Annotated in this window: 21 protein-coding genes; 4 read left to right on the top strand and 17 right to left on the bottom strand. The window is 44.1% G+C overall.

The window, feature by feature from the left end:
* Genes GTQ38_RS06355 through GTQ38_RS06340 form a run of 4 tightly spaced genes read right to left on the bottom strand, consistent with a single transcriptional unit; the run spans nucleotide 1 to nucleotide 7,907 of the window.
* Nucleotides 1-597 (bottom strand): GIN domain-containing protein, encoded by a 597-nt coding sequence (locus GTQ38_RS06355; protein WP_161434631.1) that lies wholly within the window; start codon nucleotides 595-597, stop codon nucleotides 1-3.
* A gap of 10 nt (nucleotides 598-607) precedes the next feature.
* On the bottom strand, nucleotides 608-3,019 hold the full coding sequence (locus GTQ38_RS06350; RefSeq protein WP_161434630.1) for an ABC transporter permease: 2,412 nt from the start codon (nucleotides 3,017-3,019) through the stop codon (nucleotides 608-610).
* Between the two features lie 31 nt (nucleotides 3,020-3,050).
* Nucleotides 3,051-5,450, bottom strand: coding sequence for an ABC transporter permease (locus GTQ38_RS06345; protein WP_161434629.1), 2,400 nt, complete (start codon nucleotides 5,448-5,450; stop codon nucleotides 3,051-3,053).
* Between the two features lie 24 nt (nucleotides 5,451-5,474).
* A complete protein-coding gene (locus tag GTQ38_RS06340; protein ID WP_161434628.1) occupies nucleotides 5,475-7,907 on the bottom strand; it encodes an ABC transporter permease in 2,433 nt (810 codons plus the stop codon).
* Here GTQ38_RS06340 and GTQ38_RS06335 point away from each other — a divergent pair.
* Nucleotides 7,906-8,061: a hypothetical protein gene (locus tag GTQ38_RS06335; RefSeq protein WP_161434627.1), complete on the top strand. Its 156-nt coding sequence runs from the start codon at nucleotides 7,906-7,908 to the stop codon at nucleotides 8,059-8,061. The two genes, GTQ38_RS06340 and GTQ38_RS06335, sit on opposite strands and share 2 nt — an antisense overlap.
* Here GTQ38_RS06335 and GTQ38_RS06330 read toward each other — a convergent pair.
* From GTQ38_RS06330 to GTQ38_RS06320, 3 genes are all read right to left on the bottom strand, one after another.
* Nucleotides 8,058-8,753, bottom strand: coding sequence for an ABC transporter ATP-binding protein (locus GTQ38_RS06330; protein WP_161434626.1), 696 nt, complete (start codon nucleotides 8,751-8,753; stop codon nucleotides 8,058-8,060). The two genes, GTQ38_RS06335 and GTQ38_RS06330, sit on opposite strands and share 4 nt — an antisense overlap.
* Nucleotides 8,754-8,816: 63 nt before the next feature.
* Nucleotides 8,817-10,067 carry an efflux RND transporter periplasmic adaptor subunit gene (locus tag GTQ38_RS06325; protein ID WP_161434625.1) on the bottom strand — a complete coding sequence of 417 codons (1,251 nt, stop codon included), beginning with the start codon at nucleotides 10,065-10,067 and terminating at the stop codon, nucleotides 8,817-8,819.
* A 14-nt stretch (nucleotides 10,068-10,081) separates the two neighbouring features.
* The gene (locus GTQ38_RS06320) at nucleotides 10,082-11,419 is read right to left on the bottom strand and encodes a TolC family protein (protein ID WP_238857815.1); all 1,338 of its coding nucleotides are present in this window, start codon (nucleotides 11,417-11,419) and stop codon (nucleotides 10,082-10,084) included.
* Nucleotides 11,420-11,623: 204 nt separating this feature from the next.
* On the opposite strand from GTQ38_RS06320, the gene GTQ38_RS06315 reads away from it, so the two are divergent.
* Entirely contained in the window at nucleotides 11,624-12,991 is a 1,368-nt protein-coding gene (locus GTQ38_RS06315) for a sigma-54-dependent transcriptional regulator (protein WP_161434624.1), read from the top strand.
* Nucleotides 12,988-14,340 carry a sensor histidine kinase gene (locus tag GTQ38_RS06310; protein ID WP_161434623.1) on the top strand — a complete coding sequence of 451 codons (1,353 nt, stop codon included), beginning with the start codon at nucleotides 12,988-12,990 and terminating at the stop codon, nucleotides 14,338-14,340. Before GTQ38_RS06315 ends, GTQ38_RS06310 begins: the two co-directional genes overlap by 4 nt.
* Before the next feature lie 486 nt (nucleotides 14,341-14,826).
* On the opposite strand, the gene GTQ38_RS06305 is transcribed toward GTQ38_RS06310, so the two are convergent.
* From GTQ38_RS06305 to GTQ38_RS06295, 3 genes are all read right to left on the bottom strand, one after another.
* Entirely contained in the window at nucleotides 14,827-16,107 is a 1,281-nt protein-coding gene (locus GTQ38_RS06305) for a tetratricopeptide repeat protein (protein ID WP_161434622.1), read from the bottom strand.
* A gap of 92 nt (nucleotides 16,108-16,199) precedes the next feature.
* Complete coding sequence (locus tag GTQ38_RS06300) at nucleotides 16,200-16,988, bottom strand: DUF4331 domain-containing protein (RefSeq protein ID WP_238857814.1); 789 nt, start codon at nucleotides 16,986-16,988, stop codon at nucleotides 16,200-16,202.
* A 294-nt stretch (nucleotides 16,989-17,282) separates the two neighbouring features.
* Nucleotides 17,283-17,960, bottom strand: coding sequence for a DUF4331 family protein (locus GTQ38_RS06295; RefSeq protein ID WP_161434621.1), 678 nt, complete (start codon nucleotides 17,958-17,960; stop codon nucleotides 17,283-17,285).
* A gap of 168 nt (nucleotides 17,961-18,128) precedes the next feature.
* Between GTQ38_RS06295 and GTQ38_RS06290 the strand changes: the two genes are divergently transcribed.
* Nucleotides 18,129-19,322 carry an LETM1-related biofilm-associated protein gene (locus GTQ38_RS06290; RefSeq protein WP_161434620.1) on the top strand — a complete coding sequence of 398 codons (1,194 nt, stop codon included), beginning with the start codon at nucleotides 18,129-18,131 and terminating at the stop codon, nucleotides 19,320-19,322.
* 75 nt (nucleotides 19,323-19,397) lie between these two features.
* Here GTQ38_RS06290 and GTQ38_RS06285 read toward each other — a convergent pair whose 3' ends face one another.
* The 7 genes from GTQ38_RS06285 to GTQ38_RS06255 form a co-directional block, all read right to left on the bottom strand.
* The gene (locus GTQ38_RS06285) at nucleotides 19,398-20,153 is read right to left on the bottom strand and encodes a LytR/AlgR family response regulator transcription factor (protein WP_161434619.1); all 756 of its coding nucleotides are present in this window, start codon (nucleotides 20,151-20,153) and stop codon (nucleotides 19,398-19,400) included.
* Between the two features lie 40 nt (nucleotides 20,154-20,193).
* On the bottom strand, nucleotides 20,194-20,523 hold the full coding sequence (locus GTQ38_RS06280) for a 2TM domain-containing protein (protein ID WP_161434618.1): 330 nt from the start codon (nucleotides 20,521-20,523) through the stop codon (nucleotides 20,194-20,196).
* Between the two features lie 10 nt (nucleotides 20,524-20,533).
* On the bottom strand, nucleotides 20,534-20,887 hold the full coding sequence (locus GTQ38_RS06275; protein ID WP_238857813.1) for a 2TM domain-containing protein: 354 nt from the start codon (nucleotides 20,885-20,887) through the stop codon (nucleotides 20,534-20,536).
* Nucleotides 20,878-21,180: a 2TM domain-containing protein gene (locus tag GTQ38_RS06270; protein WP_161434617.1), complete on the bottom strand. Its 303-nt coding sequence runs from the start codon at nucleotides 21,178-21,180 to the stop codon at nucleotides 20,878-20,880. The genes GTQ38_RS06275 and GTQ38_RS06270 overlap by 10 nt, the downstream gene beginning before the upstream one ends.
* Nucleotides 21,181-21,229: 49 nt before the next feature.
* Nucleotides 21,230-21,511 (bottom strand): 2TM domain-containing protein, encoded by a 282-nt coding sequence (locus GTQ38_RS06265; protein ID WP_161434616.1) that lies wholly within the window; start codon nucleotides 21,509-21,511, stop codon nucleotides 21,230-21,232.
* Between the two features lie 126 nt (nucleotides 21,512-21,637).
* A complete protein-coding gene (locus tag GTQ38_RS06260) occupies nucleotides 21,638-22,978 on the bottom strand; it encodes a 2TM domain-containing protein (protein WP_317169045.1) in 1,341 nt (446 codons plus the stop codon).
* 20 nt (nucleotides 22,979-22,998) lie between these two features.
* Nucleotides 22,999-23,625 (bottom strand): hypothetical protein, encoded by a 627-nt coding sequence (locus GTQ38_RS06255; protein WP_161434615.1) that lies wholly within the window; start codon nucleotides 23,623-23,625, stop codon nucleotides 22,999-23,001.
* Between the last annotated feature and the right edge of the window lie 147 nt (nucleotides 23,626-23,772).

Here is a 23,772-nt window from a genome sequence, read left to right as displayed (position 1 = left end):
CTATTTTTCTACAATTATCAACTTAGCGTCTTTCAGGGTTCCACGATCACTTTCCGGGGTTTTCGTTACTTGTTGTTTCCTGGTGATCCCGCCTATATCCAGATCACCCCCATTCATGGTGATCAACACCTCCTGGGTATCCACTACCATAAATGCAGCCCCCAACTCATTTACCTCAACTTCGAGCACCTCAGCTTTCAAAGTATCAGTATTGTAAAACTCACCTCTGTCCCAGACTTCAACTTTTTTTAACTCAGGGTTACTGACGTATACCTCAACAGTTTCTCCTCTGGCCGGACCTTTGGTATAGACTCTCAGCACCCCGTTTTTTACTTCTTTGATCAGTTCCGGTACCGTGTTCCCCTCTAACTTTTCCGTAATTTCCGGACCGGATCCCTGTTTAAAGAATACCTTTGCTACCCCGGAAACGTAGATTTGGTTAAATTGCGGAACCACTTTACCCAGGTCCATTGCATTGGCAGTGCCCTGATCCTGCGAATACAGTCCGCTACCGCATAACATAAGAATGCATAGGGTAAACATGGACCTTCCTTTTATGTCCTGCCAATTCGCTGTCAATGTGATAGTGCTCTTCATCTTTTACAACTTATTCGGTTCTCAGGCTTGTTACCGGGTTTTGCAAGGCAGCCTTTATGGATTGAAAGCTAACTGTGAGCAATGCAACAGCGGCCATAGCTATAAAAGGCCAAAGGAAGAAGGTCCAGCTGATCGGAATTCTAAAAGCGTAACCTTCCAGCCAGTTGGTCGCGCCATACCATGCCAGAGGTATTGAAATTATAAATGCCAGGAGCAGCAAGAAGGCAAATTCCTTGTAAAGCAATTTTAAAATACCGCTTATCGAAGCTCCAAGTACTTTTCGAACACCAATCTCCCGCGTTCTTTGTAAAGTGGTGAATGAAGCCAGCCCGAAAAGTCCCAGGCAGGCGACAAAAATTGCGAGTAAAGTGAAGAGTGCGAACACCTGGCCAAACTTGTGGTCTGCCTTGTACTGCGCATTAAAATGATCATCCAGGAAAAAGAATTCAAAGGTGTTTCCCGGGAAAAATTTGTCCCATTCCGACTGTACTCTCGATATGGTACTTGCGATCTGATCCGTACCCGTCCTCAAAGAGAAAAAACCGTAAACATCCGGAACCAGGCAAAGAATGAGAGGTTCGTATGCCTGCCTCAGGGATTGCTGATGAAAATTCTCTGTCACCCCAACAATGGTATATTGGTCTCCCCAGAACTCAATTCGCTTACCTATGGCTTCTTCAGGCTGGTCAAAGCCCAATTGTTTTATGCCCATCCTGTTAAAGATCACAGATCCTTCTTCGGAACCAAAATCCCTTGAGAATTTTCTTCCGGCCAGCATTTGAAGATCAAACAGGTCTGCAAAATCGTGATCAACCCGCATAAAACGATATTGTTTTTGCTCGGAAGGATCCTGAGTGACCAGTCTTATGCCACCTGCATTAAGGCCACCATCCTGACCAGGTACGGTAGACGAAACTGTGACCTCCTTGATCGTAGGATATTGAAGCAGCGCTTCTTTTAATGCCCGTTTGCGGTTAGAAAAGGTAGAATCTGCCACCAATGGTGGTTTAACAACGAGGGTCTGATCTATTTTTATCCCCAGCGACTGATTACGCATGAATTGAATTTGCTGATAGACTATCAAAGATCCGATCAACAGGAACAGCGAAGCAGTAAACTGCAATACCACTAGGGATTTTCGAAGCATGGCGCCCTGTTTAGTGCTTACCATCTTTCCCTTCAATACCTCAACCGGCCGAAAGCTGGACAGTACAAAAGCAGGATAAGACCCGGACAGTAATACACCCAGAACAAATAAAGACCCAAGACCCAACCAGAAGACGGGTTCCGTAAACAGCGCGTAAGACACTGGCTGACCTGAAATCCGGTTGAAGGAAGGCAGTACCAAAAACATAATAGCAAGGGCCACTATAAGAGCCAAACCATTGAACAAGGCTGATTCCAGGAAGAATTGAACAACCAACTGCTTGCGTTGGGAACCCACAGATTTGCGCACCCCAACTTCGCGGGCTCGACCCAGGGATCTGGCTGTGGCCAGATTGATATAGTTCACCCAGGCGATCAGGATAATGAAGAAGGCAATACCCAGAAGCAGGTAAACCGTCTTGGCATCGCCGTTAGGTCCGGGTTCTTCCATATAATTGGAATAGAGATGTATGTCAGTTATGGGTTGTAGATTGTAGACAACCGAAGAATTGAATTGCTCTAATAGCTCTCCTACCTTTTCCTCTACTATAGGGGGAAATTTAGCTTCAACCTGTTTGGGGTCCACATTTTTTTGAAGCAGCACATAGGTCAAACATCCGTCCCAGGCCCAATGCGTCTCCGGTAGGTTATCCCCTCGGATTTGCAGTAGCGTCGGGTAAGAGGCTAAGAAATTGGGCTTTAGTTGAGTATTGGCTGGCATGTCCTGGTACACCCCGGTTATTTTATAGTCCTCTCCTCCACTTATTTTAAGTGTTTCCCCAATTACATTTGTATTTCCGAATACCTGCAGAGCAGTAGACTCCGAGATGGCCGCCGTATTGGGTTCATCCAGAACGGTATTTGGGTCTCCTTTAACCAAAGGGTAAGAAAATATGGAGAAGAATGAAGTTTTAGAATAGTATACCTTGTCTATTTTGAGGGGATCCCCGTTGACGTCTACAACAAGATCCCTGGTAGGTATCACTTTTACATAATCTTCAATTTCCGGGATAGCAGCTTTAAAGTCATTGCCTACGGCATAGGCACCAGCTGCCCATTGGGTGGCGAGCTTGCCATTGTCATAACGATCTTGCTGGATTCGATATATCCTGTCCTTCTTATCGTGAAAATCCTCATAACTGAACTCAAAGACAACATATTGCAGTATAAGAAGGCATGCACATATTCCTATGGCCAGGCCCCCGATGTTTATACCGGAATACACCCTGTCCTTATTCAGGTTTCTCCAGGCTATTTTTAGATAGTTCTTGATCATGATTGTACGTTTTTTGACGCCTGATTATGGCTTATTCTGTACGCAGGCTTTTTATCGGATTGGCATTTGCCGCCCGTATAGCCTGGAAACTCACAGTGATGATGGTGATCAGCATAGCGCCCAGCATGGCAAGGGCAAAGCTCCACCAGGATATGATCACCCGGTAAGGATAATCCTGTAGCCAGCCATTCATCACGTAATATGAAATGGGAATGGCAATAAAACAGGAAATGGTCACCAGGCGTAAAAAGTCTTTTGAGAGCATATTCCAGACATTAAAAGCTGAGGCCCCCAACACTTTGCGAACTCCGATCTCCTTGGTTCGTTGTTCGGCTACGAAAGAAGTGAGACCAAATAGTCCCAGACAACTGATCAAAATGGCCAGAGCCGTGAATATTGCCGCCAGTCTTCCGACGCGCTCTTCGGAAGCGAACTTCACCGCGTATTCCTGGTCCACAAAGTCGTACTGAAAAGGAAGGTCAGGAAAGTGCTCCTTAAAGACCCTTTCAATAATGGCCAGGTTCTGACTTACACTTTGCTTAGGATTCAACCTTAAGTTATAGAAGTTGGAATTCTCCTCACTGTCAAAAACGTAAAGGGCTTGTTTTACAGGCTCATAAGGGCTTTGAGCGATAATATCCTGAACTACGCCTATAATTTTCATAGGCGGGGCGGGATCTTCCTCGTCGTCATCCTTTAGAAGCATACCTATCGGATTCGATACACCCATGTACTTCTTGGCTGTTTCGTTGATCAGCACTGCGTTGGAATCTGAAGCGAATTCCCTTGAAAAATCTCGGCCTTCAACAATGCGGAGGTTCAGTGAGCTGGCATACTCCGGTGTTACCTCGGTCCAGGCAAAATCTTCCTGGAAACCTTCTGGTTTTCCTTCCCAATTATACCCACTTCGGTTAGACCATATATTGGTTGTGGGACTACTGGAACCGGACACTTCAATTGCTGCATTGGATCCAATGAATTCGTCCCTCATGAGTTCGAACTTTCCACTAAAGTCTTCGCTCATCGCTGGGATTTGAATAAGTCCTTCTTTGTCATAGCCCACAGGACGGTTCTTAGCATGATTGATCTGTTGCATTACGATTACAGTACCAATAATGAAAGCCACGGAAACGGTAAATTGGAGAACAACCAAGATCTTTCTGGGAAGACTGGAATATCTCCCGGCTTTGAAAGTTCCCTTTAAAACCTCCACAGGCTTGAAGGAAGAGAGGTAAAGCGCCGGATAACTTCCGGACAAGAGCGAAGTAAAGAGAATAAAGACCACAGAAATAGCCCAGAAAAACGGACTGGTCCACGGAAATACAATTTCTTTTTTGGCCAGATCGTTAAAGCCATTTAAAGAGATCAATACAATTATGAGCGCGACAAAAAAGGCAAATACAACCACCAGGAAAGACTCGCTTAAGAACTGGTTGATCAATTGATTTCTTTGGGATCCGATAGACTTTCTGATACCCACCTCCTTGGCGCGTTTCTCAGACCTGGCGGTACTGAGATTCATAAAATTGATACAGGCCAACAACAGCACAAAGGCACCGATTATCCCAAACAACCACACGTATTGGATCCTGCCGCCGCTTTGCTTACCATTTTCAAAATTAGAACGAAGGTGCCAGTCCTTCATAGGCAAAAGCATAAGTTGAGGGTTAAATTCTGCAGTGTCTTCATTCAGGTCCTTTTTGACGTTCCTGATCGTGGAGGTGACCTTTTCCATGGTGGTATTCTCGGCAATCTGTACGAACATCTGGAAGGAGTTGTTACCCCAGTTGTCCTCCGCTTCCCGGACCCATTCGGATTCCGCCAGGTATTTATCCCAGGGCAAAATGAATTCCAGATCGTCAAAGGCGTTGTTCGTAGGGATGTCCTTATAAACCGCCGTCACCATCATGTCAAACTCGTTGTTTACTTCCACCACCTTGCCAATAGGATCTTCTTTCCCAAATAAGGCCTCCGCGGAAGATTCGGCGAGCATTATAGAATTAATCTCACGGACACCGTCTTTCTCCCCTCTTAGAATTTCCAATTCTAATAAATCCGGGGCTTCTCTTTGCATAAAGCTACCCGTCCTGGAAATACTTATCTCTCCATACTTGAGATATTGAGGGAAGTTCCAGGAAGACATCATCAGGTATTTGAAGTTGTCTGCATAGCCTTCTCTCAAAGCCTTCTCTAAAGGTCTTGGCATAGCCGGTCCTGTGCCGGTCTGACTGTTGAAAGTCTGGGACTGAAACATTTGAGCGATCTTACTGCGGTTCTCAAAATGATCGTTATAGGTAAGCTCGTCTTCCACCCAAAGACCAATGACCAAAGTGACCGCCATTCCCAGGGCAAGTCCACCAATGTTGATTAGGGTATAGGCCTTGTTCTTTAGAAGGTTTCTCCAACCGATTTTTAAATAATTCCTGAACATGATTATTCGTTTTTTAAAGATGATCTATTCCGTTCTCAAACTCTTTGCAGGGTTTACCATAGCCGATTTAATCGACTGAAAACCAACTGTAAGCAAAGCAATCAATAAAGTAATACTTCCGGCCAATACAAAAACCCACCAACTGATCTCGATCTTATAGGCGAAATCCTGTAACCAGCTTTGCATAAGAAAATATACCAAGGGCGAAGCGATCACAAAGGCAATAAGAATAAGCTTGACAAAATCTGTGGTAAGCATTCTTACTACAGCATCTATACTGGCTCCCAGAACCTTTCGAATGCCGATCTCCTTCTTTTTCTGTTCCGCGATATATGATATCAGCCCAAACAGACCCAGGCAGCTAATGAGGATGGCAAGTATGGTAAAAAGCACGGCGATCTCTCCAATCCGTTTTTCTTCCTCATACATCTGCTCCACATCCCTATCCACAAAGGAATGTACAAAGGGAGATGAAGTAACGGTAGATTCCCAAATACTTTCCAATTGCCCAACGATTGACCCATAATCCGCAGCATTCATGCGCACTACCATCCTTCTTGGTTCATTAAGACTAAAGAGCATGATGGGTTCAATAGGTTCTTTTAAAGAGGCAAAATGGTAGTCGCCGGTAACCCCGACAATTTCGAATTCCGAAGTTTCTTCATTATCGGTATACAGCAGCCTGGAACTCAAGGCTTTCTCTTCACTGATATTGAAAGCCTTTAGTGTTGCTTGATTTACTATAACCTGATTAGAATCAATTTCCTTTAAGGTTCTCCCCTGTAACAATGGGATTCCCATGGTCTCGAGATAATTGTCCCCTACCCAGTTTATTTTGACAAGCGTACGGTTTTCCGGATTCTTTCCGGGAAGGTAAAGACCCATATCATTTACAACTTGTTCGGATGGGGAAAACCAGGTACCGGCTATCTGACTTACCCCGGGAATCTCCCTTACCTGGGTTTTGAGAGCCTCAAAGCTTGTTCTTCCCTGCTGGGTATTGAGCTGGACCGAAATTAGATCGTCTTTCTGGAATCCCAGGTTTTTTCGCTGGGTATAGTTGAATTGCTGGAAAACTATGATAACGGTTGTGATTAAGCCAATGGAAATAATGAATTGGAATACCACAAGTGCCCTTCTTAAGTTGCCACTTCCGGATTTCAGGTTTATTACGCTTTTGAGTACGACAATCGGCTTTATGGAAGATAAAACCAATGCGGGATAAATTCCCGCAAGGAGTCCGGTCAGTGTTCCCAAAGCCAGCAGGGAAAAGACAATATTCCCATTGAACAGATCCGGATATGCCAGGTTGCTCTGAGCAAGATCATTTATATAAGGTAGTAGTAAAAGGACTATAGGAAGACTTATCAAGACGGAGAACACGGATAGTAATAAGGACTCCCCTAAAAACTGAAATACCAAAGATCCCTTATCGGCTCCCACTACCTTTCGGACACCAATCTCTTTGGCCCTTTTGTTCGCCCTCGCGGTACTTAGATTCACAAAGTTTATGCAAGCCACCAACTGAATGAAGAAAGCAAGGGTAAGCAGTAAGTACAAATACTGTATATCCGAAACCCGGTCCAATTGCCCTTCAATACCTTTGGAATATAAGTGGATATCTTTCACCGGCTGTAGCGAAAGTTCTTTTTTCATATTAACGGCATCGAGGTCGGATCCTCCCCTGGACCTCAAAAATTCCGGAAATTTTTGCTGCAGTGCAGCCGCGTTGGTTCCTGGCACCAATTTTACATAGGCTCTGACGAAATTATTGTAAGCAAAATTGTTGTAAGACCGCACAAAAGCTCCCAATCCCGGATTGTTCATGCTAATGACATAATTGGGCTTCAGATGGGATTTCCCAAAGGTCTCATCGTAAACGCCTGTTACGACCAGTGGCGTGGGATCTCCACTGTAACCGGATATTTCAACACTCTTACCAACAGCGTTTTCGTTGCCAAACATTTTTTTAGCAAGAGCAGAAGAGAGTACCAGAGTGCTAGGTTCATTCAGCGCAGTTTTAGGGTCTCCGGCTATGAATTTGTAATTGAAGATCTTGAAAAAAGTGGAATCCGCCAGATAGGCCCTGGATTCAAAAAAGCTGTCTTCACTTTCAGTTGAACTTATGAGGTCTACATTGAAGTTATCCACGAGGACCACCCGGCAGGCTTCTTCAATCTCCGGAAAGTCTTCCTTAAGGGCAAAAGCTATAGGTGGTGATGAATTTGCGGAATTGATGTCTTCGGTGCCCAGGCTAGCTCCATCGATGAAAGTCTTTACCCTGTATATGGATTCGGCCTCTACATGGTGCTCATCGTAGCCCATTTGGTCGAATACGTAGAGGAGAATTACCAGGCAACTTACAGTTCCTACGGTAAGTCCCAGGAGGTTGATGATGGTCTGCAGTCTGTTCTTAGTGAGATTTCTCCATGCTATTTTAAGTTGATTTTTAAACATGACTGTTCGTTTTTTGATGATCTATGGTGTTCTCTGTATGAATGCCTCCTCAAAGGTGATTGCCTTTGGACTATCGGAAGCGCTAATACAACAGCCGACTTCGGCATGGTCTCCAATCTTTATCATGATGATGATAGATTATATTGGCCCCTAGACGGTGGCCTTTAAAGGTTTGTTTTTGCTTTCTGTCACGATCTGACCGTCAAATAGATTGACTACCCTGTGGGCGTAGTTGGAATCGCGGTCTGAGTGTGTTACCATAATAATGGTGGTTCCCTCCTGATTTAGTTCTGTAAGGAGATTCATAACTTCTATCCCGTTTTTGGAATCCAGGTTTCCTGTAGGCTCATCTGCAAGGATAAGTTTTGGAGTAGTCACTACAGCCCTTGAAATGGCTACCCGCTGTTGCTGACCCCCGGATAGCTGTTGAGGGAAGTGTTTTTCCCTATGGGCAATCTTCATACGCTCCAATACGGTCTTTACCTTCTCTTTGCGTTCAGATTTGCTCATTTTTAGATAGATCAGCGGAAGTTCCACGTTTTCGTAAACCGTGAGTTCGTCAATGAGATTGAAGCTCTGAAATACAAACCCCAGGTTCCCCTTACGCAATTGAGTACGGTGTCTTTCCTTTAGTCCACTCACCTCGTGCCCGGCAAACTGATAGCTCCCCTCAGTCGGATTATCCAACATTCCAATAATGTTCAAAAGGGTGGATTTTCCGCAACCGGATGGCCCCATGATAGCCACAAACTCTCCCTCCTCTACGGTAAGGTTTACCTTATTAAGGGCAAGTGTTTCTACTTCTTCCGTTCTAAAACTCTTTTTTAGGTCCTTTATCTGTATCATTTTTTGATTGTTTTCCTCTGGTATAATAGCGATAGGCTTTTTCCCCGATTTGTTACACTTTTTTTATTTTAATACAATTCTTTCTGCATCACCAAAACTGTCGTAGTTACTGGTAATGACCTGTTCTCCCGGCTCTAACCCCTCCAGTACTTCATAAAACCTGGAGTTTTGTTTTCCTATGCGGATCGGTCTTTTCAGTGCTTCATTGCCTGCCGCGTCCACTACGAAGATCCACTGACCACCGGTGCTTTGGAAAAAGCTTCCTTTCGGAACCAATAGCGCATCGTTAGATTCTCCCAATTGGAGTTTAATATTATAACTCTGTCCAGACCGAATGGTTACGGGCTTGTCTGCTGTAAAGACCAGATCTACCCTGAATCTCCCGTTCCTTACCTCGGGATATACCTTCCTCACACGTAGAGGGTATTCGTTCTCATTCCGTTCCAGGGTGGCTACCAGGTCTCTTTTTACCCGGTCTATATAGTGTTCGTCAATGTCTGCTTCAATTTTGTAATCGGTGAGCACGTTAACCTGGCCCATCCTTTGTCCCTGGGCGATGCTCTGCCCTATTTCAGCATCCAGAAAACCGAGTTGTCCGTCTGCCGGTGCCCGAACATTCAGGTGATCCAGTCGTTCGTAAACCATTGAAAGCGTTTTGCGCATGCGCTGCAGATCCGTATCCAGTCCTGCCAGAGAGGTTTTACGGAGGGCATCGTCCTGTTCTGTCTGGAGTTTGACGATCTCGTACTGCTTCTGAGCGAGTTCGTAATTTTCTTTGGATGTGAGATAAACTTCGCTGGAGATCAATTCGTCCTGGTACAAGGCCTGATTCTGGTCGTAATTCCTTTTTGCGCGCTGAAGGTCGTATTGGGCTGTAGCCAGATTTCTTCTGCCTTCAACCTGTCTGGAATCAAAGTTGAGTCTTGTAGACCTGAGGTCGTTTTGTTTTAGTGCCAGATTACTTTCACTCTGTAGGATCTGCTCGTAAAGGCCCATATTTTCAAGTTTCAAAATGATATCGCCCTTTTTCACCATGGCACCCTCTTCGATCAGTTTTTCGGATACCCTACCACCTTCATAGGCGTCCATATAAATGGTCGCTATTGGAGCAACATAGCCATTGATGGTGATGAAATCATCGAATTTACCCTCGGTTACCTGGGCTATAGACAGTCTTTCCTTGTCGGTTCTAAAAGTGCTGAGAGAACTTCCGGAAATCAACTTCCATCCCACAAAAAGAATGAGCAAGCCAGCACCGATATAGGCGTAGTGCTTTGGTCTAAGGCCTTTCTTTTTTTCTAATTGTATATCCATTGCTTTTGCTTTCTCTAGTTAATGTTAAAGACCTGAATGCCGCTGTAGAACTCCAGGGTACTCTTATTTACTTCCAGGCGTAAACGCGCCTGCAGGTTCTGGTTCTGTGCTGTTGCGAACAGATTTTTTGCCGTTATGAGTTCTATGGCGTTGATCAATCCTTTCTCGTATCGTTTCTGCGCGATCTGGAAGGCCAATTCCTGCGACTTTGCTTGTTTCTCACTTTGAGCAGTCTCTGCTTCCAGCGCGTTGTACTCTTGTACCAGCTGTTGTATGGTCTGATAGAGTACCTGCTCCTGGATCTCCAGGTTATTTTGTTCCCGCATAAGAGCAATTTTCTGCTGCTTTACCTGAGAGCGTGTGGCGCCTCTGGTGTACAAGGGGACGGACAGTGACACTCCTACAAATTGAAAAGTATTATCGCGAAACTGGTCCCTGAATGGGATAGTGGTTCCTAAAGTATCCGTGATCGTCTCAAAGTAACCGGTTCCATAACCGCCAAACAGGGTCAATGAAGGATAATAGGTACCCCTTGCGGCTGCCACACTTTTTTTGGCGGCTTTGGTTCGCAGTTCCTGGGCTTTGATTATAGGGATGAATTCCATAGCCTTGTCAAAGATGATATCAGATTCAACCTCTAAAGTATCGATGGCCTGACTTTTGCTTTTGAGATCCGCGATCACTGAAATATCCGTTTCACCCTCAAGATTCATTTCCTGGATGAGTACCAGTTTGGCTGCAGCAAGCTGATTTTCGCTTTGGGTAACATTTAACTTGTCCGTTAATAAGGCGGATTCCGCTTCGTAAAGGTCCGCGCCTGCCATCAATCCAAGGGATATTTGTTTTTCTACCAACTCGTAGTTGGTCTGTGATACCTGTAGCTGTTCCCTGGAAATTTCCAATAAGCCTTCAAAGAATTGAATGTCGTAGAAGGCCGCCATTACCCTAAAAGCAAGAAGATACTTTTGCTGAAGGGTTTCTTGTTTTGTAGCGTTATATATGAATTTGGAAGCCTTCAGGGAATTGATCCGCTGAAATCCCTGAAACAAACCTACTGAACCTTCAATGGAATAATTGTTCGAGAAGAAATCCGTATTGACAATACTGTTGTCATTCGGGTCAACAGACCTACCAAAGCGTATGCTGTAATCCGCGTTTCCGGAAACACTGGGCAAAAGATTACGGATAGATTGTCTGTAAGTTTCTTTACCAGATTCCTGGGAATACTCAAAATCATTTAGTTGCAGATTGTGTTTCAGGGCATAGGCGACACAATCGTCGAGTGTCCATTTTTGCTGCGCAAAACTTGCGGAACAGATCAGGAAAATCAGTATGTAGAGCAATTGTTTCAAAATTCATCATTTGGTGTGCCATGTTATATGCCATTGCTGTGCCATGATTTTAATTGATTGATTTACAAATACATATAACTTATGGTTCAAAAAAAAGTTTTACATCTTGTAAAAATATTGTACAAAATATGTCAAAATATTTTACAGAGGCCAATTTCATTCAAATCCAATTCGTAGCTTTAAGCTGATTCTTTTAAACTAACCATGGTCAACGCCAGAATCTTAGTGGTAGACGATAATAAAAGCGTGCTCAGCGCGCTTGAAATCCTGCTGCAGTTTGAGTTCAGCCAGGTAGAAACCCTTTCCAATCCAAACCAGCTAAGTTCCTACCCACAACTAAATGAGGTGGATCTGGTTCTGCTGGACATGAATTTTTCGGCTGGTGTCAATACGGGAAATGAAGGTTTATTCTGGCTTAAAGAGATCCGCAAAAAGACCCCGAATACGTCTGTGATCATGATGACGGCTTACGGAGCTGTGGATCTGGCGGTAGAGGCCCTGAAGGAAGGTGCCGCGGATTTTATTCTCAAACCCTGGAATAATGACAAGCTGATGGCCACGGTAAAATCCGCCTTTCAGCTTCGGCAATCCAAAAAAGAGATATCGAGATTAAAGAAGAAACATTCCGGCCTGAAACAGCTGATCAATGAAGACCGAAATTATATCATCGGCAACTCCAGGGCCATCCTCAATGTACTAAACCTGGTACGCAAGGTGGGTAAGACCGATGTTAATGTGTTGATCACCGGGGAAAACGGAACTGGTAAAGAACTAATCGCGAGGGAACTCCATCGAACTTCAAAAAGAAAAAATGAAGTTTTTATAGGTGTGGATATGGGCTCTATTTCGGAAAACCTGCTGGAGAGCGAACTCTTCGGGCATATGAAAGGTGCCTTTACAGATGCCAAGGAAAACCGAATGGGTAAGTTTGAAGCAGCCAATGAGGGGAGTTTATTCCTGGATGAAATGGGAAACCTTTCATTACAGGCGCAATCAAAACTGCTTTCTGCCATACAGAACAAGGCCGTGGTAAGGGTAGGATCCAATCAGGCGGTTCCAGTGGACATCCGTCTGATCTGCGCCACAAACTGCAACCTGGAAAAAATGGTGTCGGAAGGACTTTTTCGTGAAGACCTGCTCTATCGTATAAACACCATCCACATTGAAGTACCACCGCTGAGAGAGCGCGGGGAGGATATTCTATTGCTGGCGGATTTCTTTTTGAAGCGCTTCACCCAGAAATACGACAAGGCCGGTTTACGAATAAACCAGGCAGCCCAGGAAAAGCTGATGCAATACAATTGGCCGGGCAACATCCGCGAGTTACAGCACACCATGGAGCGGGCCGTTATCCTCAATGAGGGCAATGTACTAAAACCCACAGATTTCATTTTACAGGCCAAGATCGGAGCACTGCCGGATACTTCTCCAAAGACCCTGGATGAAATGGAGCAACAAATGATTTCCCATGCACTGGAACAGCATGACGGAAACTATAGCGCTGCCGCAGAACAGTTGGGTATCACCAGGCAGACATTGTACAATAAGATGAGAAAACGCAAGGAAAAATGATCAGCCGGAACTTTTACTTTCAGCTGATCCTAAGGGTAATATTTTTAGCCTTAACAGCGATAATTACCGCATTTCTGTTCTTCGGACAGAATTACTTCCTGAGTGTTTTGTTCCTCATACTTTTTGTTATTCAGGCAGGAATGATGGCCAATCACCTGAACCACATCAACCGCAAATTGGCCTATTTCTTTGATGCGATCCGGAATGAGGATTTTACACTTCGCTTTCCGGAAAAAGACATCATCAAGTCCTTTAAAAATCTGAACCACAGCTTAAACCGGGTTAATGAACTGATACAGGAAGTTCACCTGAAAAAGCAAGAGCAGGAGCAGTACTACCAGGAAATCATAAAACAGGCCACTATAGGGATTTTGACCTATAATCAAAGGGGGCATATTCTGTTTTCGAACCCTACTATGGAACGCCTGTTCAATCACAGTCCGTTAAATCATATCAAACAATTGAACCAGGTAGATCCCCTGCTTTATGAAACCTTCGCTAAGTTTGAGCCCTTCGAGCGAAAAATGGTTCCGCTGACCAACGAAAGGGAAAAAACCCAGCTGGCCATAAAGTCTACCGCCCTTCGCCTCGAGGAAGAGGACCTTCTACTAGTTGTGGCCCAGGACATTCACCGTGAACTGGATGAGAAGGAAACGGATTCCTGGGTGAGGCTTATCCGTGTACTCACCCATGAGATCATGAATACGATAACGCCCATCACCTCTATTTCCGGCTCCATACTTGGATATTTCCGAACTCCGGGAGGGCTGGTATCCCTGGATTCCTTTAAGACCTCTCATATAGAAAGTACCGTAAAGGGACTGGAGGTCATTCAGGAACAAGGTGGTAATCTTATGGCATTTGTGCAATCTTACCGAAGCCTGCTCAATGTTGCGGCACCTGATAAAGAACTCATCAAAGCCAAAGTGCTTTTGGATAAGGTTGGAGTTTTGATGGATCAGGCCCTGGCAGCTAACAAGGTCAGCTTAGTGGTCCAAGCCCATCCTGAAGACCTCGAACTCTTTATAGACGAAAGGCAAATGACACAGGTATTGGTCAATCTTTCAAAAAACGCCATACAGGCATTAGGCAATACTGATGACTCGCAATTGCAACTACTAGCCGGAGTAAGGGAATCAGGTATTAAGTATGTGGAAGTGCAGGATAATGGACCGGGCATTCCCGCCGAGTTGCTGGATGAGATATTTGTACCCTTTTTTACTACCAAATCCGAAGGGACAGGAATCGGCCTTAGTCTTTCTAAAAGACTTGTTCAGATGCACGGTGGCTCACTGGATGTATATTCGGAAGCTGAACACGGTACTGTGTTCATTTTAGAATTTCCTTAAAAGTAAGAGCTTAGGAAGTAAACGTTGGTGAAGTAGTGATCTCGCTATACGCTAGTTCATGTAGATGGTTATCATTTAAACTGCCTTTTCTTCAAGGCATTTTGCAAAGCTTTATGGGCAGCCACGACCCTAAAGAACAAACTCAACATAATCGTAATCCAGATAAAGAAGAGGAAGTATTCCATAACGCTGGGGGCTTTTATAGGTTAATGATTTGGAAACAATTTTTATAAATTTTTCTGTTATACACCGGGTATTTCAGAGACTTTCTATGCAATTGAACGAGAAATTTAAGCATTTCATCTAGAGTTTCCTAAAAAAAGTTAACAGAACTGCAAAAAATCGATGAACTGCATTACTGAAATTGCCGGCGAAAGGGGGAAGTGAGCTCCGAGCCCTTCCGGCCCGCTTGCCCTGATCGGTGAAATGCACCACAATAAGATCGTGGTGCACCTCATCAACAAACTCCAATCACTCAAAAACAGATCACAATTGCCGTATTTTCGCCTCCGACAAAGGGCCTAATTCAAATATCGCACTAAGAAGTTCATCTCTTAAATCACTAACGATCGCTGTCCGGCCAGCGGCTTTATAAATTTCCGCCAGCTGAAGCAACACTTCAGGTTCACCGGTTTTTCCGTTTACATGCTCATCCGCGATCTGTAAGGCAATATCCAGATTCCCCCTTTTAAATTCAGTATAGGCTAACAGGCTGTAAGTTTCCGGGGTCGGTCTGTTCTCCACTTCTTCCCTCGCCAGCTTTAGCGCACCTTCAGTGTCGTTTTCTTCATACAGACGGAAAAGGATGTTGGATTTATGGTACATGATTCCATATTCCGGTTGACTGGCCAGCTCCTTGTATACCTTTAAGGCTTTAGACCTGGCATACTCATTATTTTGATATTCATAGATTTCAGCCTTTAACAGATGAATATCCGGGGAATTGAAGTTTTGTTCCACCCTCTCGAGGATCCGCAAAGCCTCTTCAGGCCGTTTCTCGTAGGAAAATACGATCCATGCAATTCCCTTTTTGGCATATGCATTTTGCGGATCTATCTTCAGTGCCTTAAGATAGTGGGCGTACGCATCCGCGATCCTGCCGGCATGACCATAGAAATCCGCGAGGTTGGTATAAGACCATATCATCAGGTCCCTGTTCCTGGCTGTCTCCGCCCTTTTTGTAGCTAACTCCATGAACCTGATCGCAGAATCAAGATCTCCGAGATGATCATTCCATTTGGATAGTCTGATCAGATAATCAAAGCTGGACATATCCTTAATACTGTCCAGATACTCCTCGGCCAGTTCGTAATTTCCAAGTTCCATATGTACATCAAAAAGTAAATTTCTGGATTGTGAAAGACCACTGCCTCGCTTATATGCTAATTCCGCTAATCTTAACGCTTCCGGAAAATTGTGCTGAGATATATAAGTTCTCGCGAGGCTTCGTTCGTAACCGGCCTTACCTACGGCTGCTATAGAAACCGCTTTTTTCAAGGCTTGTTCAGACTGCTTTAGAAAGCTAATATCCCCCGTATTCTGAAAATAAGAGCCGTAATAGGAAGCAGCAATTCCCAGGCTTGTGAGTTGCATGCTATCCGGTTTTATTTTGTCATTCCAAAGTCTGAAATGTTTAGAATCCGTTCCGGGTTTCGCAGTTTCAAGGTATTTCTCATAGACTGCACCCTGGGTAACCATGGCTAGCTGCTTTTCCTGTTTGCAGGACAGAGCCGTTATAAGTAGTATAAGCAACAAAGATGTTCTCATTTTTTCTGAATTTTGAGTTTGTTTTAATCTTTTAAAGTAGAGGGAGTTAAACGCTAAGGCTTCCCTCCCTCTTTCTTTTTCACAGCATTTTGTTATTCGGGTGAGCCCAGGTAGGGAAAGTCTGTTGAGATGGTCGCTGTAAGCCCTACCCCATCCGAAGTTAGCCTTGGCAGGTCTGCCATGCCGTCGTCGTCCAGATCCTGGCCGCTAAAACGAGTTCCCTCAGCACCGCCAAACAACAAGATCAAAGAAACGTCAATGATGTCGTCCTGAGGTGTACGTCCGGTCAGGGCTACCTCGTCCCCATCGGGTACCAAAAGCCTTCCATCCATATCTGCATCCGTTCCGGGATCAAAATAAGTTGTAGGCAGGTCCGGGGATATTTCCAGTACATCGGCAGCCAGGTATCCGGTTAGGGTGGCCGCATCCAGTCCTAGGATGTTGTTTTCATAATTCACAGTTGCAGGATCCAGCCCGAGCAGGTTGGCATATACATCGTGATACTGTTCCAACCGGGCTTCAAAACCCGCCTGAAATGCCGCGGTCATTTCCGAAGGAATGGTATTGTTATGTGCATCCTTTACACTTGGCATGCCATCCATATCAAAACTTAGTACCGTATTGATTCCCGGTCTGCCCATATGATCTTGTTGTACGAAAGTCCCTGAAAAGTCAGGATCTTCATTCATCATACCATCCCCGTCGTTACAAGGGTCGCAGGAACCTCCGCAATCCACGCCGGTCTCGTCTCCGTTCATAATGCCATCAGAACAGCTGCTCATGGCAACCGGCTCCAAATCGTTGTCGTCATCACTGCAGCTACTGAGGCTTATCACAGTTAATAAGATTAAAAAACTGAATAATATTTTATTGAATTTCATTTTAAAGGAATTAGAATTGTTAATAATTATTTATTGATAAAGTTTAAGTGTAAGATTAAGTTTAAGGATGTCGGATTGTTAGATTGTTAGACGGTTAGATGGTTAGACATTTAGACGGTTGGACAGTTAGATGGTTAGACAGCTAGATAAATAGATGGAGAACTGTTCACTGTTCGCTGTTTACTGTTTACTGTTCACTGCCATAAATAGTTCTCGACTTCCAACTGCCAACTGCAAACCGCCCACTGCCCACTGGATTCATCCTCCGTAGCTTTAGCGAAGGAGGGCTGCCGACTACTGTTTCCTGTTCGTAGTAACCCAGGCCTTATAGACGGTAAGCCCCAGGGCATTTGTACCAGTGGGTGTACCTAACATGGCATTGGGCATTTCAACCACAATGGATAGCGTATTGGCCCCGTCAAAAGTGTCTTCCGCCTCATCCGGAGTTTTAAATCCTTCAGGGGCCATACCCCCGATTACCGCATTGAACTGGAAAAAATCAAAAAAGAACGGATCCTGCCTTGGCCCCGCAAATATTCTCACTCCATCGGAAGTGGTTTCTATTACCGCCGAACTAGATGAGATCTCCACATCGCCAAGGGGATTGTTTTCCAGAATGGAGCTTGAAAGTCCTGTTTGTCCCGGATCTCCATAGAAGTAGTACATTCTTCCGTTTCTGGGTATGGCCTGTATGACCTTATCCTCTACCAGGTCCCCATCCAGATCGATATTGATCTCAGTCAGTATGTCTTCGTCAAAAGTGCCATAGGCCAGATCTGGCAATACGTTGGATTGCAGGTCAACCACAAAAGTGGTAAGATCTGAACCCTCTGTAGGCTCAAAGGCGTAGAAGTCCGCAATGTCCGCGGTTGTACCCATGGATGAAGGCGCATCAATGTGATCCGCTGAGATCAGGAAGGCCCCGGCTGCTACCAAAACCCCGATTCCCGTAATAAGTCTTGTCTTTTTCATTGTATATATTTTTAGGTTAAAACACCCCTACCTACGAAGGGCCATTCCGGGGGGTTTGGTTTTAAATGTTAAAATATTCTTAAGAAAAAATCAGGGCTGGGTAAATCCAGCTGACGCGGGCCTGAGGTCCCATAATTTATTTTATTTTTAGAGCTTAAAATCAATCTCATGAACCCTTCGGCCTCAGGATGGATAGACAAGTTCGGGCATCTGGTAAAGGCGCACCAGGACGTTTACCAGGACTTTGAGCATCTTTATATGGGGTTCAAGGAAACGGGCTTTGTCTATGGGATAAACCTTGGGATACCAGGTTTCATAACTACCGAGCACACATTATCAGAAGACGAAAAGGCGAAGATCAATTTGCTGGCAGCCCTGTATTTTACTTTTAGGCTGGAACAGAAAGACACTGATTTTAGAACATTTCTCAAGAGTATTTTTCAATTCTACCGGGACCTGGCAGTCAACCAGATGTCCTTCTTTCACAAGATCGTCACAGGGAGCAAAACCTCTTCTCAACTCGAAAAGCTAATTAATTCCAGGGTGTACCTTGAAGACAATGTGATCAGTAAGGCCTTTAACAGCAGTATCACCAATTCCCTGTTATTTATAGATGTACTCACCTTTAAGCATTATCTCACTAACGATGGGAATATCAGGGCCTACGCCCAAACCATGGAATACCTCACCATTAACATCTCATATCATGCCCTGAGTTCAAAAGAACCCAACAAAAACGACGAAAAACTGCTACAGCTGCTGGAATCTTCACTGACCTTTATAGATAGTGAAAAACAAAACTTCGACGGCAGTTACAGGGAAGAACTTGTTCAACATACCGCGGTTATGGAGAATCAGTATTTTCTGGACGTGGCCTGCCTTACAGTCTGGGAGGATAAGACCCTGGATTACCAGGAGTCTGAATTCATCTATGGCATTGGAAAAGATCTGGGCTTTGAAGAAGTACAGATTGAAGCCGCACTCCACGAGATCACCGTTTTCTTTGATACGAACTCGGCCAACATCCCCTTTCTTAGAGATACCAATATGGCCATGCAGTTTTACAACAGCATGTCTAAGGCCGTTCGAAAACTGATCTTAAGAAACAGCAAGAGGCTACAAAAGGAGTTGTCCGAAAGCAAAGAACTTGTGGCTTTACTCACACAATCTACCTTGAGGGAACTCAGTACAGAGGAAAAGAAAAAAGTGCAAAACCAGCTGCTGGATATTTTTAAAAGCATTCCTTCACTGGCCATCTTTATGCTTCCCGGAGGAGCTGTACTCTTACCGATATTTATAAAACTGATCCCCAAGCTGCTGCCTTCATCTTTTGATGACAACAGGGTAGAAAAAAGCGGCTAAATTGCCGCTAAAACCGTGTATAAGAAAAATCTATGGTGATACTTAAAAATTTAAAAGTCAATATTTTAAATTAATTTATTCCAACCATAACTTGAAATCCCTTACGCGTTCACGGCTTACAATGATTTCCTGCTCATTAAAGCGATTTAACTTGATTTGAAGTCGGGAATTGGTATAGGCGACTATGTCTTTGATGTGGTTTACGTTGACATAAAATTTCCGGCTCACACGGAAGAATACTTCAGGTGCCAAATCAGCCTCCAGGTTTTCCAGGGTGGTATCCAACAAATAGTTTCTTCCATCCGAAGTCGCTGCATAAGTACCCTTGTTCTCGCTGTAAAAACACTCGATCTCTTCCGCATTGATGATCTTTAGATGCTGCCCTACCCTCGCGGTGAATCTTTTTTTATATTCCCGCTCCAGTGGATTTACCAATAGCTTTTTGATGTCCTCAAAATCCAGGGCGATCTTCTGATCCGAATTATTGAGACTTTTGTACTTTTTTACCGCAGATTCCAGCTCCTCATCGTCTATAGGCTTCAACAGATAGTCTATACTGTTTAATTTGAAGGCCTGAAGCGCATATTCATCATAGGCAGTGGTGAAGATGATGGAACTGTTCACCTCGATGATATCGAAGATCTCAAAAGACAAGCCGTCTGAAAGCTGAATATCGAGAAAGATCAGATCCGGATGTTCGTTACGCTGGAACCAATCTACCGATTCTTCTACCGAGTGTAACATATGTGCAACTTCTACGCCCAGGTCTGCTAACAATCTGGCCAGTCTTCGGGCCGCGGGTTTTTCGTCTTCTATGATCAATACGTTCATGGCAATCTGCAGTCTGTTTCTTCTCTTCTTGTTGATTTATTTAGATCTCGTTTTGGTCTTCATCCATAAATTTGCGGATCTTCCGGTCTTCCCATCTATCGATGAAGGTGAAGGCGTGCTGAAATGCCACAAGGCCGTGAATGATGATCGCGACTCCCCAGATAATTGGAGTGGAAATGATATTCCAATCAAGCCAATACACAAAACTTTCCGAAAAATTATCGTTCGGAACTATTTTGAAAAAATACACCTTAAGACCCAACAATACAAGGTTTATCACAATATAAATACCCAGGTGTCTATAGAACCCCTTGATCCTGTCTACTTTCTTTTTAGCCCTTAAATAGCTGTCTGATTGATTCTGTTCCATGATCGCTTGCTTACTGGTATTTCTCAGCTTCTTCCTTATCCTTATCGATATATTTCTGGATCTGCCGCTCTTCCCACTTTTTTCCAAGGAATGGGTTTAAATTAAAGACCTTGGAGGCGTGAAATGCAACACCTATCCCCCAGAAGAACGCGGTAGCAAAGGTTCCGAACCTCCAGAAGCTCTCTCCATCCTCCAGGGAGCGGATAAATATATTCACCATGATAAAGGCGTTTACCGCCAGATATATTACAAAGTGGATATAGAAACCTTTGAGTTCATCTACCCTTCTGCGGGCGCGTCTCAGTTTATCTTGGTCATAATTTTCCATAACGATGTAGTTGTTAGTGATCTGGTTTACTCCCATCTTCCTTTTTGCTCATCTTTTTCCATAAACTCCTTGATCTTTCGTTCTTCCCAATCCTTGTTAAAGAAAGGGTTAAGGTTAAAGGTGTTTATCGCGTGAAAAAACAGTCCGATTCCCCATCCAAATGCGGCCCATAGGAACCACATATATCTCCAATCGTTGGTCCAGTAGTTTATGGCCGCCAGCAGTGAGATCACCAGGACATAGGCTGTGAGGTTGGCGTAGAATTTCTTTAGCTCGTCTACGCGTTCTTTTGCTCTTAGATATTTATTCTGTTTGTTCAGGTCTTCCATGGTATTGTAGTATTGTTATCTTGTTATTTATTTTCGGTTTGTCTCGAATTCAGAAGTCCTCTTTTTCCATGAGTTCTTTGATCTTCTTATTCTCCCAGCGCTTTCCCCAAAGTGGATTGGCATTGTAAGCTTCTATACCGTGCATCACCAGTCCAAAGCCCCATCCTACGATTGGGAATAAGACCCAGGGGAAACTGGTAGTCCATAAGTTAAGCATTATAAGAAGCGGAATAATAATGCAATAGGCAGTGAGGTTGCAGTAAAAGCCTTTGATAGCCTCTACCCTTTCCTTTGCTCTTAAATATTTGTCATCCGATCTGAAATTTTCCATGATATTTTTTGTCGTTTTGTCTAGGTTATTAATACATGTCAAATTTCCAAATTACGCGGTGGTTTTAAAAAAGTGAATTCCCGAATTGTGATTTTTAAGGGATGAATTGTAATGCGAAAAAGGAGATTAAAAATCGTCCTTTTCCATCAGTTCCTTGATCTTCTTCTCCTCCCATCGTTTACCGAGCAGGGGATTGTAACCATAGGCTTCCATCCCGTGCATAAGCAAGCCAAAGCCCCAGCCCAGCATAGGGAATATTACCCACGGGAAACTAGTGGTCCGTAGGTTGAGCCAGATAAGAAAGGGGATTACAATACAATAGGCAGTAACATTCCCATAAAAACCTTTTATCGCCTCCACTTTTTCTTTTGCTTTCTGATAGCGCTTGTCCCGGATATAAGTTTTCTGTGTTTCCATGGTTGATATCCTCCTGGTAAGCATAGGAAGATCTACACTGAAGTCCGTGCCGTTCTTATTTATCGTCACTCTCCGGTCTGTGAGGATGCTGTAGCGTTGTTGGATGTTCTGCAGGCCTACCCCGCTACTTTTCTTGACTACTTGCTTCTCCTGAAGATTATTGCTTACCCTAAGCATACCATCGTGTTCACTGACCTTAATATGAAGCGGTCTGGCCGTTGTCACTACATTGTGTTTCACCGCGTTCTCCAGAAGTAACTGCAGTGATAAGGGAACTATCTTGGCCTCAGGATTGCTACACTGGTCCGGGATCTCAAATACAATACTGTCTTCAAACCTCATTTTAAGCAGCCGTACGTAGGTCCTGGCGAATTGCAATTCTTCGTCCACACTTACCAGGTCTTTGTTCTTTTGCTCCAATACATAGCGGTAAACCTTGGATAAGGAGGTCGTGAATTTTTGCGCCTGGTCCGGGTCTTCGTCTATGAGGCTGGTAAGCACATTGAGGCTGTTGAAAAGGAAATGCGGATCCAGCTGGTTTTTTAAAGCATCGAACTTCGCCGAGGCTGTTCCGGCTATGATCTTTTGTTCTTTTACTTTTTTGTCCTGTAAGGAACGGTAAAAATATACCGCGTGAAAAATTACGGATATGACTACCGTAATAAGTAGAGCAATAACATAGTAAATGGCCCTTTCATTCGCTATAAAAGTATCCCAGTCATAGCCTTCAAAGCCCATAAAAATGAGCATACGCAACCAAAAAATACCCATCATGGTGAGGCCTACACCACCTAGGGCGCCTACCAGGAGTCGATACCTGGCATATTTCTTCCAAACTACCTTTTTGTGGATATATGTGAAAAATGATTCGTTGATCAGCGTAAGGCCAATAGCGAATAATATGGTATACCCAAACTCTTTCCAGAAAGTCTGATCAAACACAACTGCCTGTCCGGAGAGGTATTCAAAACCTGTAAATAGTACATTCAAAATAAGGCCTATTAATAGGCCTATGGAAAATGATTTTGTAATGAATCTTACGGTTTTCACTTGAAATGGTTTTTAGAATCCTAGAGTTCTTTACAGCCTTTAAGGATCATCTCCGCCCTGTCTTTTCCCCAGTTGGGATGAAAATCAGTTTCTGGTTTAAAGTTAGCAAAAAGTTCCAAGGAGCGCTCAACATCCTTACAATAAGGCGTGGTGTCTTTACCGAAATACCTTGCGGAACCCATGTCCCATTCTGCCTTGGAAAATACAACCCTGGGGTTTTCCGGAGCTATTTCGGCTGCCTTTGCATAAAGGGCTACATTTTGTCCGGATAACGTCATACCATAGGTGGCGCCGTCAAAGGCTATCCAGGCGGTATTGATCATAGCCTGCTGGATCAGGATCTCCGCATTATCTGGTGAGATGGCCTTTGCCAGATCGATAAATTCCTGTGCCTTGTTCAGTTGTTGGGTCAGTTTTTCCTTGTCCGTTTCACCGAAAGAAATGATAGTGTTTACCTGAGCTACGTAATAGTAAGGTAACCAATTATCCATTTCTGCCATGGCAATCCGTTCAAAAAGATTAGCTGCCTCCTGGGGCTTTTCAGACTTCCAAAGTTGAAATGCCTTTTGCATTCCCTTGCTGTACTTGTCCTGGGCCATACCTACAGTTGCAAAACTTAAGACGGCGATCAAAATCAATTTTTTCATCAGTAATATTTTAGTGGTTTTACAGCGCAAATTTGAAACAGTGGTCGGGAAACCGAAAAAAACAGCTACTGAATTGTGGAATTTGGGAGATGGATTGTAATTTCCGGGCTGCGTAGGGAATTTAGAGGATCATTCACACTTGTGGTG

Source organism: Poritiphilus flavus (assembly GCF_009901585.1).
In the GTDB taxonomy this organism is placed as follows: Bacteria; Bacteroidota; Bacteroidia; order Flavobacteriales; family Flavobacteriaceae; genus Poritiphilus; species Poritiphilus flavus.
Note: the sequence above shows the minus strand (reverse complement) of the source record. Positions and strands in the feature narration are given on the sequence as shown.